This is a genomic window from Mesonia maritima (assembly GCF_042433895.1).
In the GTDB taxonomy this organism is placed as follows: Bacteria; Bacteroidota; Bacteroidia; order Flavobacteriales; family Flavobacteriaceae; genus Mesonia; species Mesonia maritima.
Genome location: NZ_JBHLUA010000012.1, coordinates 518,478 through 534,086 on the forward strand (window position 1 = coordinate 518,478; position 15,609 = coordinate 534,086).

Consider the following 15,609-nt stretch of genomic DNA (forward strand, 5'->3'; position numbering starts at 1 on the left):
TAGTTAACTACGCCAGCAACATTTGAAATATTGAAAGGAGTTCATTTTCTCATATTAAGTATTGGTTTTTGCTTTTCAAATCTTGCTTTTTCTCAGTTTAATGTTTCAGGAAAAGTTTTAGATGAAAATTCTAGAGGGCTGTCTTATGTAAATCTTTCTTTATTTAAAGAAAGTGATTCTTCTTTTGTTGACGGAACAGTTTCTGAAGATGACGGCAGTTTTCAGTTTAGTAATATCCCTGAAGATGATTACACGGTATCGCTAAGTTATATGGGTTATAAAACCCACGAATTAAAATTTACCGTAAAAGATCATTTGGTTTTAAAAGATATTATGCTCATTGCAAAACACTCGCGTTTAGCTGAGGTGGAAATTGAAATCAATCAGCCGGAAATAAGGAAAGAAAACGGAAAATTAATTTTTGAAGTTGAAAACACCAGTTTATCTTCAGGAAATACGTGGAATTTACTTAAACAAACGCCAGGAGTGATTGTAATTTCCGACAACTTGCTTATTAAAAACAGGAACGCGACAATTTATATAAACAACCAAAAAGTATATTTATCTTCTTCAGAACGAAAGCAACTTTTAGAAAGCTATTCAGCAGAAAATATAAAAACTATTGAAGTTATTGAAAATCCCTCGGCTAAATATGATGCTGAAGATGGATCGATTATTAATATAATTACTTCAAAAGTTTTAATTCCTACCTATAAAGGAAGCATTTATAAAAATTACACCCAAGGAGTTTACGCCAAATACCAAATAGGGACAAGTCATTATTTACGCACTAAAAAGTTCAATTTTTTTGTAAATTATAGTGTAAATCCTCAAAAGAAATTTAAAAACGATAGCAGTTATATTAACTATTTTTCGATGGATAAAATGTTATTGGAAAAATGGCAAACCGATTTCAATAAAACCGAAAATAGTAACGCTCAAAATGCGCACATAATCATGGACTATGAGTTTGATAGTAACAACACCTTAAGCTTAAACAACACTTTATTATTTTCTCCCAATAGTGATGTGAAAAATGATGTAAAAACAAAGGTTTTTAGTAATGAAAATAAATTAGATTCTTTATTTAGCACTAATAATTTCTTAGAAAAAGATTTATTAAACTCTTCTACTAATCTTCGTTTCGAGCATAAATTTAAGAAAGAGAAAACACTTTTATCATTAACTACGCATTTAACATATTACGATGAACATGAAACTCAATATGTTGAAACAACTTATTTATCTCCTAATAATACTTTACTAAATCAGAACTCCTTTTCTAATAGAAATCATCAGCATATACAGATATATGCGTTTCAGCTTGATTTTGAAACTTTTTTTGGTGAGTTCGAATTTAATAGCGGAACAAAAGTTTCTAGAATAAACTCTAATAGCACACTGAATTTTTTCGATGTAAATTCAGAAGCACCGAGCTTTAATGACATCAATAATTTTAACAGATTTGATTATGATGAAACTGTAGTTGCTTTTTACGGAGAAACAGAACGCAAATGGAAAAAATTTAATTTAGCATTAGGTTTACGAGTAGAAAATACAAAGCGAACAGGCGTTTCTTATACCGAGAATTATAACAATACTAGAACGTATACAGAATTATTCCCTAGTATGGAAACGACCTATAAACCTGAAAAAAATCACAGTTTCTCACTAAGTTATCATCGCAAAATTGCACGACCGCGTTACAACAGTTTAAATCCGTTTCGGTACTTTTTAAATGAAAACAATTACCAAACCGGAAACCCAAATTTGGTGGCATCTATTAGTAATAATTTCAATTTAAATTATTCTTTTAAAAACGCATATTTTCTAGATGTTTATTATCGTGATAACGGAAGAAACGCCAGTCAACTAGTTTTTCAGAATAATGAAAAACGTTATTTGCGCTCTATTTACGCCAACGTTTTAGAAAGTAATTCTTATGGAATCGAACTTTTCCATAGTCGTTCAATAAAAAAAGGGTGGTATTCTCAAGCCATTTTATCGGTTTATCATGAAGAAGAAACTTTTATTGCTTTAGAAAGCAACAATCAAAATGTTACCAACCAAACCGATGGATTTTATGCTTCCATTTATAATTCAATTCAACTATCAAAAGACAGAACTTTTTCTGCAGATTTAAATTTTTTATACATTTCTTCTTTCATTCGCGGCTCCTACCAAATTGATGAAATGATTACCCTTTCTGCCGGGCTAAGAAAAACCTTGTGGAAAGGAAGAGGAGAAGTCTCGCTTCACCTTGCAGATATTCTCAATCAGCGATCTTCTTGGTTGCGCTCTAATTACTTAAATCAAGACAATGGTTATTTTGCTCAACCTGAAAACCGTTACATTCGGTTAGGACTAACGTATAACCTTGGTAATTTTAACCTTAGTAACAATAAAAAATCTATTAATATTCAAGAAGAAGAACGTTTAAATTAATATTTCCTGTTTATTTATTAATTTTGCGCCTTAAAACAAACCGATTTGGCAAAAATAGGAAATATAGATGTAGGAGATTTTCCGTTGTTGTTAGCACCAATGGAAGATGTGAGCGACCCGCCATTTAGAGCCCTGTGTAAAGAACAAGGCGCCGATATAATGTATACTGAATTTATTTCTTCGGAAGGATTAATTCGTGATGCGGCAAAAAGCGTCATGAAATTAGATATCTATGAAAAAGAACGACCTGTGGGAATTCAGATATTCGGAGCCAATCTAGAATCTATGCTCGAGTCGGTAGAAATTGTAGAAAAATCAGGTCCAGATATTATCGATATTAATTTTGGATGTCCCGTAAAAAAAGTAGTTTCTAAAGGAGCTGGAGCCGGAATTTTAAAAGATATCGATTTAATGGTTTCTTTAACGGAAGCCATGGTAAAACATACTAAACTTCCGGTAACCGTAAAAACCCGATTAGGTTGGGATCACGATTCTATAAAAATTGTAGAAGTAGCCGAACGTTTACAAGATGTAGGCTGTCAAGCAATTTCAATTCATGGCAGAACCCGAGCTCAAATGTATAAAGGTGAAGCCGACTGGAAACCGATTGCTGAAGTAAAAAATAATCCGCGGATGCATATTCCGGTGTTTGGAAACGGCGATGTAGATTCGCCGGAACGCGCCTTAGAAATGCGTGATAAATATGGTTTAGATGGCGCGATGATTGGTAGAGCAAGTATTGGTTACCCGTGGTTTTTTAGAGAAGTAAAACATTATTTTGAAACCGGAGAACATTTAGATCCCCCAACAATGTTAGAACGTGTAGATGCTGCCAGACGTCATTTACAAATGGCAATTGATTGGAAAGGGGAGAAGTTGGGTGTTTTTGAAACGCGTCGTCATTACACCAATTACTTTAAAGGAATTCCACATTTTAAAGAATACCGAATGAAAATGGTTACCAGCGACGATGCTGCCGATGTTTTTGCCGCTTTTGATGAGGTAGAGCAGGAGTTTGATGATTTTGTGTTTACGCGGTAAGTAAGTTTTTTATTGCGGAATTAAGGAAAATAAATTAATCCCGTAATACTTTTCCCACGCGAGTGGCGCCAATATAAGAAGCGGTTACGCCTAAGATCATAATGGTAAAAAACACTACGATTAAATTTTCAACTTCAATTTTTACAGGATAAGCAAGCGTTGGGGTTATCATAACCAAATCGAATTTCAGTTGTAATAGCACAATTATAAATCCGATGCATAAGCCTAAAATTCCGCCAATAAAAGTAAGTAGTGAACCTTGCAAAAAGAAAACGCGTTTAATTTCTCTTCCTGTGGCACCAAGATTAAACAAGGTTTTAATATTATGTTGTTTGTCTAAAATTGCCATCACAATGGCGCCGCCAACATTAAATAATGCAATAATTAAAACTAAAGTGAAAATGAGGTAAACCGCTAAATTTTCAGTGTTCAGCATTTTATAAAGTTTATCGTTCAGCTGAATTCTATTTTTTAGAACGATATTTTCATTTCCGAATAAATTCTTTAATTCCTCTTTTACTTTACTTTCAGCTTCAGCATTGGTAAGTTGAATTTCTATAGTCGAAACTTTATTCGGTTGAATTTCCAGTAAATCTTGTGCGAGTGAAAATGGAGCAAAAATATATTTCGCATTTAGATCTTCATTTATATTATAAACGCCAATAACCATCGCATTTTTGGTATTAAACGCTTGTGTGGGGTCGGTAATTTGTCCTTTTCCTGGTCGTGGAACCATAATTTTTAGCATTCCGCTATAATCCATCACACCGAGTGAAAGTTTTCGCGAAATATTACTGCCAATAACAACTTGATTTTCAGATTGATTTAACCAAGTTCCGGCAACTAATGAACTATCGATGTGATTTACATTTAAGTAATTACGGTCGATTCCTTTTATAATTGCGGGAAGATTTTTATTCTTAAAATTTAGTAAAACTCGTTCTTCAATAACTTTGGAATAATTCGCAATACCGGAAATTTCAGTAAATTTTTTTTCCTCTTCAGCAGTAAAACTAAATGTTTTTCCACTTGCGGGAAGAATTTTTAAATCAGGATCAAATTCATTTGAAAAAGAAAGGCTGAATTCTTTTAGGCCCGAAAAACCGGAAAGAACGATAAATAAAGCTAACGCACCCGCAAAAACTCCAACGCTCGCAATTATGGTAATAATATTAATAGCGTTGTTTTTACTCTTGGTAAATAAATAGCGTTTGGCGATATAATACGAAAAATTCAACCTACGATTTTTTACGTTTATCTAATAAATCTGGATTTTTAATAGGATCTGAATTGCCTTTCACGGCTTTTTCAATCGAATCGATATGTTCTAAAGAATCGTCTAGAAATAAAGAAAGATCGGGCATTTTTCGTAACTGATTTTTAGTTCTTAAAGCAATTTGATGTTTCAATTGCGATTTCATCGTCTTTAATTCTTCTAAAATTGGCTTCGCTTTTTCATTCGGAAAAATACTTATATAAGCCTTTGCAATCGAAAGATCGGTAGTAACGCGAACTTTAGAAACCGACACGATTACGCGATTTTCTCCTGCTTTTCTAAGTTCTTCTTGTATCACATCGGTAAGATCTTTTTGTAAAACCCCGCCAATTTTTTTCTGTCTGTTTGTTTCTTCCATAGCGCAAAAATAGCGTTTTTAAAAGTTATGGTATTTTTGTAGTTCATAAAATAGAAAATTTCTTACAATTAAAGTGCACTTTAAAATTCTTTATTAAATTTAGGTATGAAAAAAATTGAACATTTAGGCATCGCGGTTAAAAATTTAGAGGAAGCCAATAAACTTTACAGTCAGTTATTAAATGAAGAACCTTATAAAGAAGAAGGAGTAGAGAGTGAAGGTGTGATCACTTCTTTTTTTAAAGCGGGAGAAAGTAAAATTGAATTATTAGCGGCTACAAATCCTGAAAGTCCCATTGCGAAATTTATAGAAAAAAAAGGCGAAGGAATTCATCATATTGCTTTCGCGGTAGATGATATTGAAAAAGAAATTAAAGAATTAAAAGAAAAAGGATTTCAGGTTTTAAATGAAACGCCTAAAAAAGGAGCTGATAATAAGCGTGTTGCTTTTTTACATCCAAAATCTTCTCATGGCGTATTGGTAGAACTTTGCGAAGAGATTAAAATTTAAGGAAAAAATAGTTGTCTCCTAAAAATCAAATGTATATTTTTGCCAACCATTCCGGGTCCTATAGCTCAGCTGGTTAGAGCACTTGACTCATAATCAAGGGGTCCCTGGTTCGAGCCCAGGTGGGACCACATAAAAACCCAACACAGATCGTGTTGGGTTTTTTGTTTAATTTTTATGGAGCTGAAAATTTATTAGCACTATTCATTTTACTTTACTAAATGTAAATAGAAAAATTATTCAGCTTTATTTTGCACTTCTAGTAAGCGTTTTACATATTTTCCAATGACATCAAACTCTAGATTAACGGTGTCACCTTCCTTTAAAAATTGGAAAGTAGTGTGTTCATAAGTATACGGAATTATAGCCACGCTAAATTCATTCAACTTACTATTAACAACGGTTAAACTTACGCCATTTACCGTAATTGAACCTTTTTCAATAGTAACATTTTGTAAACTTTCATCATAAGAAAACGTAAAAATATAGCTTCCATCCTTTTTTTCAATTTTCTTACAAATCGCTGTTTGGTCTACGTGACCTTGTACAATGTGACCATCTAATCGGGCGTTCATTTTCATTCCACGTTCTAAATTAATAGAATCCTTCAGTTTTAGTTTCCCTAAATTGGTTTTTTGTAGCGTTTCATCAATCGCGGTTACAGTAAAAGAGTTATCTTGAATTTCTACCACGGTTAGGCAAACGCCATTATGCGCCACACTCTGATCTATTTTTAATTCCGAAGTAAAATCAGCTGCAATTGTAAGATGTAAATTCTCACCTTCTCTATTAAGTTCTATTACTTTTCCAATCTCTTCAACAATTCCGGTAAACATAGTTGCCAATTATTTAATTACATTTGTACAGGCAAAAATAGCTATTATTTTATGTTTATGGCGCTTTCGATAAACTTCGTGCGTTAATTAAAAAACCAACGCTTAAAAGCAGAAGGCTGTATAAAAATTTATATATTATATGGAAGCTGGTAAAAGAAAAAATAAAATGAAAAAGGAACAAGAAAAAATACGCGTCGGAATTAGCATTGGCGATTTAAACGGAATAGGAAGTGAAGTAGTTTTAAAAACCTTCGAAGATTCCCGAATGCTAGATTTTTGCACGCCCATAGTTTTTGCCAACAATAAACTGCTTACGTTTTTTAAAAAACACTATAAATTAAGTTTGAATTTTCAAGGAATCGATAGCGCAGATAAAGCCATCGACGGAAAGTTTAACGTGGTAAATACTTGGAAAGAAAATGTAAAAGTAAACTTCGGAAAAGAAGATAAAAAAATAGGCGAATACGCATTTAAATCTTTAGAAGCAGCTACACAAGCTTTAAGAGAAAATAAAATAGATGTGTTGGTCACCGCGCCAATTAATAAAAATGTAATTCAATCTGAAAAATTTAATTTCCCGGGTCATACCGATTATTTAGCAAAAGAATTAGAAGGAAATAGTCTTATGCTCATGGTTGGGGAACAATTAAAAGTAGGTTTGTTAACAGATCACGTTCCGGTAAAAGAAATTGCTAATGTCATTACTCCAGAACTCATCACAAGAAAAGTCACTATAATTGAAGAAACCCTAAAAAAAGACTTTAAAGTTCAAAAACCGAAGATCGCTATTTTAGGAATCAATCCGCATAGTGGCGATAGTGGAGTAATAGGAAAAGAAGATGAAGAAATCTTAAAACCCACAATTCAGAAAATAAGTGAAAAGGGAAAATTAGTTTTCGGTCCCTATTCTGCCGATAGTTTCTTCGGAAGCAAAAACTATAAAAATTTTGATGCTGTAATTGCAGCCTATCATGATCAAGGCTTAATTCCTTTTAAAACACTTTCATTTGGTAAAGGTGTAAATTACACTGCAGGTTTAAATAGAATAAGAACCTCACCCGATCACGGAACCGCTTACGAAATAGCTGGAAAAGGAGAAGCAGACTTTCATTCATTTAAAGAAGCCGTTTTTTCAGCGATTGAAATTTTTAAAAACCGAAAAGAATATTTAGCACTTACCAGTAACCCGCTAAAAAAGCAATCAAAAAAATTGTAAACATTTTTTGTTAATAAATATAGTTAATTCATTATATTTTATATATTTGCACGCCCTAAACTGCCGATGTGATGAAGAAGTTTAAAGCGTATGAAATCCAATTTGTTGGATTAAAAGTAGGGAGGCACCAGTATGATTATCAAATAGATAATACGTTCTTTGAGTTATTTGAGTATAACGAGTTTAATAATGTAAATGTAAAAGCCGAGCTTACGTTAGAAAAAAAGCCTACCATGTTAGAGCTCGATTTTAAGGTAGAAGGATTTGTAAACGTCAATTGTGATGTTACAAACGAACCTTACGATCAACCTATAAATGGCGAACTTTCTATTGTAATTAAATTTGGAGATGAATACAATGATGAGAATGAAGAATTATTAATCATTCCTCATGGTGAATATAAAATTCAAGTAGAGCAATACATTTACGAGGCCATTATTCTTTCAGTTCCTTACAAAAGGATACATCCTGGAGTAGAAGATGGCACTTTAAATTCAGAAGTACTCGATAAGCTAGAAGAACTAGCCCCTAAACAAAAAGAAGAAAAAGACAGCGATGAAGAAATAGATCCTCGTTGGAACGAATTAAAAAAACTATTAAACGACAATAAATAATAACACATAGTTATGGCACATCCTAAGAGAAAGATATCGAAGACTAGAAGAGATAAGAGAAGAACGCATTACAAAGCAACTGCTCCTCAAATCGCCAAAGATCCTACTACAGGAGAAGCTCACCTTTTTCACAGAGCACACTGGCATGAAGGAAAATTATACTACAGAGGTCAAGTTTTAATTGACAATACTGAAGAAGTAGAAGCTTAAAATTATAAGTAAGTTTACTTAAAACTCTCATCATAATCGATGAGAGTTTTTTCATTTTACAATAAAATCCCCCTTATTTTAAAATGAAAACTGCATTAAGTTGATTAAGTCCTAAAAACATCTTAATTTGCACCCCATATTTCGTGAAATTTTGTAGTTTCACAAGATTATTTTGTAGGAAAGAGCCTACTTTTGTGTAATAAATCGTTTTTTATGAACAAAATAAAAGCAGCAATAACCGCTGTAGGATCTTATGTGCCAGACGACATCTTAACTAACAAAATGTTAGAAGAGTTGGTAGATACAAATGATGAATGGATAACCACTCGCACCGGTATAAAAGAAAGGCGAATACTTAAAGATCCCGATAAAGGCTCTTCTTATTTAGGAATTAGAGCTGCTCAAAATCTTATTGAGAAAAGAAACCTTGATCCCGCTGAAATAGACTTAGTAATTTTTGCAACCGTAACTCCCGATATGCCCGTAGCATCTTCAGGAGTATATCTTGCTAGCCAAATAGGAGCAGTAAATGCGTTTGCATACGATTTACAAGCCGCCTGTTCCAGTTTTCTTTATGGAATGTCAACCGCAGCTAGTTATATAGAGTCTGGAAGGTATAAAAAAGTATTGGTAGTCGGTTCAGATAAAATGTCTTCTATTATTAATTATGAAGACAGAGCAACTTGTATCATTTTTGGAGACGGTGCCGGAGCTGCGCTTTTTGAACCTAATGAAGAAGGAAACGGCGTGCAAGATGAGTATTTAAGAAGTGATGGGATTGGGAGAGAATTTTTAAAAATTGATGCTGGTGGTTCGTTACTTCCCGCAAGTCATGAAACGGTAGATAAAAAACAACATTTTGTACAACAAGATGGGAAAACAGTTTTCAAATTTGCAGTTTCTAATATGGCTGAGGTGAGCGAAAAGATAATGAAAAGAAACAACCTTTCTTCAGACGATGTAAATTGGTTGGTTGCTCATCAAGCAAATAAAAGAATAATCGATGCTACAGCCAATCGAATGAATCTGGAAAATTCCAAAGTATTAATGAATATACAGCGTTATGGAAATACAACTTCAGCAACGCTTCCATTGCTTTTAAGCGATTTCGAAAAACAATTTAAAAAGGGCGATAATCTTATTTTTGCTTCCTTCGGAGGCGGATTCACCTGGGGTTCAATTTATTTAAAATGGGCCTATAACTCCTAACAAACGAAAAACACCTTATAATTATGGAATTAAAGGAAATTCAAAATTTAATAAAATTTGTAGCTAAATCAGGAGCTAGTGAAGTGAAGTTAGAAATGGACGATATAAAAATCACCATCAAAACTTCCTCAGAAGAAAAAGAAACCACTATTGTACAACAAGTACCAATGGGCGGAATGCAGCAGCAAATGCCGACGCAACAAATGCAACAACCACAACAACAAGCTGCTCAACAGCAACAACAATCTTCAGGTGGAGAAGAAAAGAAAGAAACTAGCGAAACAGACGATTCTAAATATGTAACTGTTAAATCTCCGATTATTGGTACTTTCTATCGTAAACCTTCTCCAGATAAACCTGCTTTTGTTGAAGTGGGAGATTCAGTAAAAGAAGGAGAAGTACTTTGCGTAATTGAAGCGATGAAACTTTTCAATGAGATTGAAAGTGAAGTTAGCGGAAAAATCGTAAAAGTTTTAGTAGACGATTCTTCTCCGGTAGAATTCGATCAACCATTATTTTTGGTAGATCCATCATAAGAAATTTTAAACAGACGTTTTTAAATATTCCTTTTTATTATATAAAAACAGGTTAAAATTCAAGATTTAAAATTTAAAATTTCACACGATGTTTAAAAAAATACTAATTGCCAATAGAGGTGAAATTGCACTACGTGTAATTAGAACCTGTAAAGAAATGGGCATTCAAACGGTGGCGGTTTATTCCAAAGCAGATGCAGATAGTTTGCATGTTCGTTTTGCAGACGAAGCTGTTTGTATAGGTCCTGCGCCAAGTAGTGAATCTTATCTAAAAATACCAAATATAATTTCAGCTGCTGAAATCACCAATGCCGATGCTATTCATCCTGGCTACGGATTTTTATCTGAAAACTCTAAATTCTCGAAAATTTGTCAAGAGCACGATATTAAATTTATCGGAGCTTCTCCAGAAATGATCGACAAAATGGGAGATAAAGCTTCAGCAAGAGCAACTATGCAAGCTGCAGGCGTTCCTTGTATTCCTGGTTCCGACGGAATTTTAGAAGATTTCGCTGAATGTAAAAAAGTAGCAAAAGAAATGGGTTATCCCGTTATGTTAAAAGCTACAGCCGGTGGTGGCGGTAAAGGAATGAGAGCAGTTTGGAAAGAAGAAGATCTTGAACCTGCTTGGGAATCTGCCCGTCAAGAAGCTGGTGCTGCTTTCGGAAATGATGGCATGTATATGGAAAAGCTAATTGAAGAGCCACGCCATATCGAAATTCAAATCGTAGGAGACAGTAGAGGTAAAGCTTGCCATTTGTCAGAAAGAGATTGTTCAATTCAACGTCGTCATCAAAAATTAACAGAAGAAACACCTTCTCCATTTATGACCGACGCATTACGTAAAAAAATGGGAGAAGCTGCAGTAAAAGCTGCAGAATATATTCAATATGAAGGAGCGGGAACGGTAGAATTCTTAGTAGATAAGCACCGTAATTTCTACTTCATGGAAATGAATACCCGAATTCAAGTAGAACATCCTATTACGGAGCAAGTAATTGATTATGACTTAATTAGAGAGCAAATTTTAGTTGCAGCCGGTGTTCCAATTTCAGGAAAAAATTATTTCCCACAATTGCATTCGATAGAATGTAGAATTAATGCTGAAGATCCTTACAATAATTTTAGACCTTCACCGGGAGTAATTGGTAATTTACATGCGCCGGGTGGCCACGGAGTTAGAATTGATACACACGTTTATAGTGGTTATTTAATTCCGCCAAATTATGATTCTATGATCGCGAAATTAATTACTACTGCACAAACTAGAGAAGAAGCAATTAATAAAATGAAACGTGCCTTAGATGAATTTGTAATCGAAGGTGTGAAAACAACCATCCCATTCCATAGACAATTGATGGATCATCCAGATTATATTTCTGGAAATTATACCACCAAATTTATGGAAGATTTTAAGATGGATGAAAAATATAAGGAACATCCTTAAAAAGAAAAACCTCGATTTTAATCGGGGTTTTTTTATATTACACTTCAAATTATTTCGGTGAAGAAACTATTCAAATTTTTATTTAAACTGGTAGGTTGGTTTTTTATACTTTCCATTCTATCTGTGGTCATATTTAAATGGGTTCCAGTACCTATTACGCCTTTAATGGTCATTCGGTATAAAGAAAATTCTTCCGAAGAAAATAATGGCTGGAAACACGATTGGGAACCGATAGAGAATATTTCACCTCATCTTCAAAAAGCCGTAATTTGTAGTGAAGATCAAAATTTTATTCACCACAACGGATTTGATTTTGAAGCCATCGAAAAAGCGATTGAAAATAATAAAAAAGGAAAACGAATTCGCGGAGCGAGCACTATTAGTCAACAAACAGCAAAAAATGTTTTTCTTTGGCCAGGAAGAAATTGGCTTAGAAAAGGCTTAGAAGTGTATTTCACTTTTTTAATTGAAACTATTTGGACGAAAGAACGCATTTTAGAAGTTTATCTGAACAGTATCGAAATGGGTAACGGAATTTACGGTGCAGAAGCCGCTTCGCAATTTTGGTTTAAGAAAAAAGCTTCGCAATTAAGTTCTTCTGAAGCTGCCGCGCTTGCCGCAATTTTACCCAATCCTAGAGATTATCGTGCAAACCCGCCAACGCCTTATATTCAACGTAGAAAAAGTTGGATTTTGAAGCAAATGAATTATTACGGACCTTTAATTTTTGAAGTAAAAGAAAAGAAAATTGAAAAAAAATAAAAGCATTCTTTTTGAAAAATGTCGCGATTATTTAAAAGAGCGAATCAATAGAATTAAAAGCTCGTTAAACGATTTAGATGAAGCCTTAGCAAACGAAATCAAAAGTAGCGCTGGCGATAAATATGAAACTTCCCGAGAAATGATTAATGCTGAAATTAATCAGCTTTCCGGTCAGTTAAAGCAATTTAAAGAACAAGAAGAAATCTTAGAACTTGCTATTCAGCGAAAAGAATCGGGAAAAATTCAACTGGGAAGTTTAGTGAAAACAACTGCTGCAAATTATCTTATTTGTATTTCAGTAAGAAAATTAGAGGTTGAAAATGAAATTTATTTTGCGATTGGGGCGAATTCTCCTATTGCAAAAAATATGTTAGATAAAACTGAAGGTGACTCGTTTTCTTTTCAGCAAAAAGAGATTTTAATTAGAGAAGTTCAATAAAATTAAACTCTTCTTTTCTTAATTAATTCTTTAGAAATATCTAGATAAACACTGGGTTTTGCTGAAATAAATTCCTGGTGTGTAAATAGTATTTTTTCTTCATTCTTTTCTAAAATTGCTTCAATAAAATAATTATTCCCGTTGAAATAAGTTTTTTTTACACTTGCTTTTAATCCCTTTTTTGCGACTTTTATTTCTGAAGGATAAATTAAAACCGTTCCTTTTTCAATTCCAAAAAGTTGAGCTTCCAAAGCATTAACTTCATTAAAAAGAGAAGCTACATAATAAGAAGGCGGAAAATCATATAATTTCTCTGGCGTGTTTTCAGCTACAATTTTACCATTTTTCATCACCAGTGTTTTATCTGAAAAAGCGAGCATATCAGTACTATCATGCGTTGCGAAAATGCAAGAAATCTTTTGCTTTTTGAGATAAGTAAACAAATTTCGGCGTAGTTTATTTTTTCTAAAATTATCGATGAAATTAAAAGGCTCGTCTAACAAAAGAAGTTCAGGTTCTTTCGCCAAAACTTGTGCTAAAGCTACGCGCTGTTTTTGTCCGCCGCTTAAAAGTTTCACTTTTTTATCAGCAAAAGCTTTCATATCAATTACTTCCAATAATTCTTTTGTGCGTTTATTATTTTTGTTTTGGTGTTGTCTGCTTAAAAATTTTTCAATGTTTTCTTTTACTGAAGTAAACGGCATTAAATCAAATTCTTGCGCTAAATATTTCATTTTTTGATGTCCCGGAACTAAATTAAAAGCCGGACCTAAAACTTTTTCATTTTGCCACAAAATTTCACCTTCATCAAGATCTAATAAACCGTAAATAGCTTTTAATAAAGTACTTTTTCCGCAACCGCTTTCACCAATTATACACGCGTGTTCTCCTTTTTTTATAGAAAAATCGATATGATGTAAGGTGGTTTTTTGGGAGTAACCGAAGCTTATGTTTAGTACCTGAAGCATAATGATAGGTTTAACTTCAAAAATAGATGATAATTTTTAGATGGAATAAAAATTAGTAAATTGAACGTTTAATTTATGATGTTTAAAAGAAGTCTCATGAAAAATTTTTATTTTATTTTAATTTTTATTGTTGTCTTTCCAACACTTTGCTCTGCTCAAGAAAATTTATCTAAAGATTATTCTATAGAATTTAAAAAAGCACGAGAAGTTTCAACTAGTTTTAATTTAAACTCTACTACAAGAACACGAGATGATCGGTTAGCCAAAATTATGGTTAAATGTAAAGTTAAAGCCTTAGACAAAAAGCCGGTAGACTCAAATGGGTTTTCTCTAGTAGATACGGTTAATAAACTGCGGTATCGTTTTGTAGAATATGGCGGCTACCTCCCAATTACAATTTTTGTTCCTAATGAGCGAACTAATCGTGTTTTAAAAGAAGAAATCTTAAAAGAGAATGGAGAAGAATATAAAAGTATTCCAGATTATGATCCAGATATTTATGATTCTTTCGAAGACTATAGTATTTCGGGATACAAAAATGTAGAAATTCCAATTAATTTCGGGAACAAACGGAACCCAAGAAAAAGCGTAACATATTATACACCCACGCCTTTTAAAAAGTTTACGGCTACTATGTATTTTTTGGTTATAATGGATCAGAAAAAGCCGAATTTTGAGCTGTATTACCACGATAAAAAAATCGACAATTTTGAAATTGACTTCAAATAAAAATGGATATCATAAAAAATTTAGCTTTATTTTTTCTGATATTTTTCTGCGTTTTCGCGGAAGGATTTTCGCAAGAAGCAATAACTGAAAAGGAATTAGAAAGTCATATTCAGTTTTTAACCGCAGATTCTTTAGCAGGAAGATTTCCGGGAACCAAAGCAAATCAACAAGTGGTAAATTATTTGGTAAACGATTTTAAATCGAACAATATTCCTACGCTAATTCAAGAATTTGAAGCAAAATTACGAAAAGATACCACTAGCGTAACCACGTGGAATGTATTAGGTTTACTAGAAGGGAAAGATTCCATTTTAAAAAAGGAAGTAATTATTCTTGGTGCGCATTACGATCATTTAGGAAAAAAACGCGATAGTATTTACCACGGCGCCGATGATAACGCAAGTGGAACAGCAGCTTTGCTAGAAATAGCTGAAAAAATTGTAGCACATAAAAATGAAATAAAACGAAGCGTAATTTTTATCGCTTTTGGAGCAGAAGAACAAGGTTTATTAGGAAGTCAGTTTTTTGTTGAAAACCCGATTGTTCCCATAAAAAATATCAAATTAATGATCAATATGGATATGTTGGGAAGCCTGAATGAAAAATCGCATGTTTATATGGGCGGCGCAGGAACTTTTCCCGGAGGAGAAAAATTGATGAAAAAGCTAGGGAAACCGAATCATGTAAATCCGGTTGTTCACGCAGGTTCAGTTGACGGATCCGATCACGTTTCGTTTTATAAAAAAGGAATTTCAGTGCTCGGAATTCACACTGGTGGAAATGAAAACTACCACAAACCAACTGACACGATTGAAACGCTCAATATTTCAGGGGAAGTAAATGTAGCGAATTATATTTATCAAGCGATTATGGAAATCGCAACTTCAGAATGGAAGCTAAAATTTATTCCCCAGGATTAAAAAAAGCTGTCTAAAAAGTTTGTTTTCGTCAACTTGAACTTGATTCAGGTTCTCATTATACTTAATAAAATAATAGAATGAGAACCTGAAATAAAT

Annotated in this window: 17 protein-coding genes and 1 tRNA gene; 14 read left to right on the forward strand and 4 right to left on the reverse strand. The window is 33.2% G+C overall.

The genetic code is table 11. From position 1 onward, the window contains the following. Nucleotides 1-30: 30 nt before the first annotated feature. On the forward strand, nt 31-2,445 hold the full coding sequence (locus tag ACFFGL_RS09200; RefSeq protein ID WP_309726721.1) for an outer membrane beta-barrel family protein: 2,415 nt from the start codon (nt 31-33) through the stop codon (nt 2,443-2,445). Between the two features lie 45 nt (nt 2,446-2,490). Continuing rightward, nucleotides 2,491-3,486: a tRNA dihydrouridine synthase DusB gene (gene dusB, locus ACFFGL_RS09205; protein ID WP_309726719.1), complete on the forward strand. Its 996-nt coding sequence runs from the start codon at nt 2,491-2,493 to the stop codon at nt 3,484-3,486. 34 nt (nt 3,487-3,520) lie between these two features. On the opposite strand, the gene ACFFGL_RS09210 is transcribed toward dusB, so the two are convergent. Further along, nucleotides 3,521-4,723 carry an ABC transporter permease gene (locus ACFFGL_RS09210; protein WP_309726717.1) on the reverse strand — a complete coding sequence of 401 codons (1,203 nt, stop codon included), beginning with the start codon at nt 4,721-4,723 and terminating at the stop codon, nt 3,521-3,523. 1 nt (nt 4,724) lies between these two features. Next, nucleotides 4,725-5,120: a 30S ribosome-binding factor RbfA gene (gene rbfA / locus ACFFGL_RS09215; RefSeq protein WP_309726715.1), complete on the reverse strand. Its 396-nt coding sequence runs from the start codon at nt 5,118-5,120 to the stop codon at nt 4,725-4,727. 105 nt (nt 5,121-5,225) lie between these two features. On the opposite strand from rbfA, the gene mce reads away from it, so the two are divergent. After that, nucleotides 5,226-5,630, forward strand: a complete 405-nt coding sequence (mce, locus tag ACFFGL_RS09220) for a methylmalonyl-CoA epimerase (RefSeq protein ID WP_309726713.1) — start codon at nt 5,226-5,228, stop codon at nt 5,628-5,630. Between the two features lie 54 nt (nt 5,631-5,684). After that, nucleotides 5,685-5,758, forward strand: a tRNA-Ile gene (locus ACFFGL_RS09225). A 105-nt stretch (nt 5,759-5,863) separates the two neighbouring features. Here the strand turns inward: ACFFGL_RS09225 and ACFFGL_RS09230 are convergent. Beyond that, a complete protein-coding gene (locus ACFFGL_RS09230; RefSeq protein ID WP_309726711.1) occupies nt 5,864-6,463 on the reverse strand; it encodes a riboflavin synthase in 600 nt (199 codons plus the stop codon). Nucleotides 6,464-6,629: 166 nt separating this feature from the next. Here ACFFGL_RS09230 and pdxA point away from each other — a divergent pair, with 166 nt between their 5' ends. The 8 genes from pdxA (at nt 6,630) to ACFFGL_RS09270 (ending at nt 12,896) form a co-directional block, all read left to right on the forward strand. Then, nucleotides 6,630-7,679, forward strand: a complete 1,050-nt coding sequence (gene pdxA, locus ACFFGL_RS09235) for a 4-hydroxythreonine-4-phosphate dehydrogenase PdxA (RefSeq protein WP_309726709.1) — start codon at nt 6,630-6,632, stop codon at nt 7,677-7,679. 71 nt (nt 7,680-7,750) lie between these two features. Continuing rightward, nucleotides 7,751-8,293: a YceD family protein gene (locus tag ACFFGL_RS09240; RefSeq protein ID WP_309726707.1), complete on the forward strand. Its 543-nt coding sequence runs from the start codon at nt 7,751-7,753 to the stop codon at nt 8,291-8,293. Between the two features lie 12 nt (nt 8,294-8,305). Next, a complete protein-coding gene (gene rpmF / locus ACFFGL_RS09245) occupies nt 8,306-8,503 on the forward strand; it encodes a 50S ribosomal protein L32 (RefSeq protein ID WP_309726705.1) in 198 nt (65 codons plus the stop codon). A 213-nt stretch (nt 8,504-8,716) separates the two neighbouring features. Further along, a complete protein-coding gene (locus ACFFGL_RS09250; RefSeq protein WP_309726703.1) occupies nt 8,717-9,712 on the forward strand; it encodes a beta-ketoacyl-ACP synthase III in 996 nt (331 codons plus the stop codon). Between the two features lie 23 nt (nt 9,713-9,735). Further along, a complete protein-coding gene (gene accB, locus ACFFGL_RS09255; RefSeq protein WP_309726701.1) occupies nt 9,736-10,248 on the forward strand; it encodes an acetyl-CoA carboxylase biotin carboxyl carrier protein in 513 nt (170 codons plus the stop codon). Between the two features lie 88 nt (nt 10,249-10,336). Further along, a complete protein-coding gene (gene accC, locus ACFFGL_RS09260; protein ID WP_309726699.1) occupies nt 10,337-11,695 on the forward strand; it encodes an acetyl-CoA carboxylase biotin carboxylase subunit in 1,359 nt (452 codons plus the stop codon). 57 nt (nt 11,696-11,752) lie between these two features. Continuing rightward, entirely contained in the window at nt 11,753-12,457 is a 705-nt protein-coding gene (mtgA, locus tag ACFFGL_RS09265; RefSeq protein ID WP_309726697.1) for a monofunctional biosynthetic peptidoglycan transglycosylase, read from the forward strand. Continuing rightward, nucleotides 12,444-12,896 carry a transcription elongation factor gene (locus tag ACFFGL_RS09270; protein ID WP_309726695.1) on the forward strand — a complete coding sequence of 151 codons (453 nt, stop codon included), beginning with the start codon at nt 12,444-12,446 and terminating at the stop codon, nt 12,894-12,896. Before mtgA ends, ACFFGL_RS09270 begins: the two co-directional genes overlap by 14 nt. Before the next feature lie 2 nt (nt 12,897-12,898). Here the strand turns inward: ACFFGL_RS09270 and ACFFGL_RS09275 are convergent, their stop codons facing one another. Further along, entirely contained in the window at nt 12,899-13,864 is a 966-nt protein-coding gene (locus ACFFGL_RS09275; protein WP_309726693.1) for an ABC transporter ATP-binding protein, read from the reverse strand. 96 nt (nt 13,865-13,960) lie between these two features. Between ACFFGL_RS09275 and ACFFGL_RS09280 the strand changes: the two genes are divergently transcribed. Beyond that, a complete protein-coding gene (locus tag ACFFGL_RS09280) occupies nt 13,961-14,593 on the forward strand; it encodes a hypothetical protein (RefSeq protein ID WP_309726691.1) in 633 nt (210 codons plus the stop codon). A 2-nt stretch (nt 14,594-14,595) separates the two neighbouring features. Then, nucleotides 14,596-15,513, forward strand: coding sequence for a M28 family metallopeptidase (locus ACFFGL_RS09285; protein WP_309726689.1), 918 nt, complete (start codon nt 14,596-14,598; stop codon nt 15,511-15,513). Nucleotides 15,514-15,609 lie beyond the last annotated feature (96 nt).

Bases quoted from the DNA above. Each gene is read 5' to 3' on its own strand.
- rbfA (WP_309726715.1), bottom strand. From the start codon at position 5,120: ATGGAAGAAACAAACAGACAGAAAAAAATTGGCGGGGTTTTACAAAAA.
- mce (WP_309726713.1), top strand. From the start codon at position 5,226: ATGAAAAAAATTGAACATTTAGGCATCGCGGTTAAAAATTTAGAGGAA.
- ACFFGL_RS09230 (WP_309726711.1), bottom strand. From the start codon at position 6,463: ATGTTTACCGGAATTGTTGAAGAGATTGGAAAAGTAATAGAACTTAAT.
- pdxA (WP_309726709.1), top strand. From the start codon at position 6,630: ATGAAAAAGGAACAAGAAAAAATACGCGTCGGAATTAGCATTGGCGAT.
- ACFFGL_RS09240 (WP_309726707.1), top strand. From the start codon at position 7,751: ATGAAGAAGTTTAAAGCGTATGAAATCCAATTTGTTGGATTAAAAGTA.
- rpmF (WP_309726705.1), top strand. From the start codon at position 8,306: ATGGCACATCCTAAGAGAAAGATATCGAAGACTAGAAGAGATAAGAGA.
- ACFFGL_RS09250 (WP_309726703.1), top strand. From the start codon at position 8,717: ATGAACAAAATAAAAGCAGCAATAACCGCTGTAGGATCTTATGTGCCA.
- accB (WP_309726701.1), top strand. From the start codon at position 9,736: ATGGAATTAAAGGAAATTCAAAATTTAATAAAATTTGTAGCTAAATCA.
- accC (WP_309726699.1), top strand. From the start codon at position 10,337: ATGTTTAAAAAAATACTAATTGCCAATAGAGGTGAAATTGCACTACGT.
- ACFFGL_RS09275 (WP_309726693.1), bottom strand. From the start codon at position 13,864: ATGCTTCAGGTACTAAACATAAGCTTCGGTTACTCCCAAAAAACCACC.
- ACFFGL_RS09280 (WP_309726691.1), top strand. From the start codon at position 13,961: ATGAAAAATTTTTATTTTATTTTAATTTTTATTGTTGTCTTTCCAACA.
- ACFFGL_RS09285 (WP_309726689.1), top strand. From the start codon at position 14,596: ATGGATATCATAAAAAATTTAGCTTTATTTTTTCTGATATTTTTCTGC.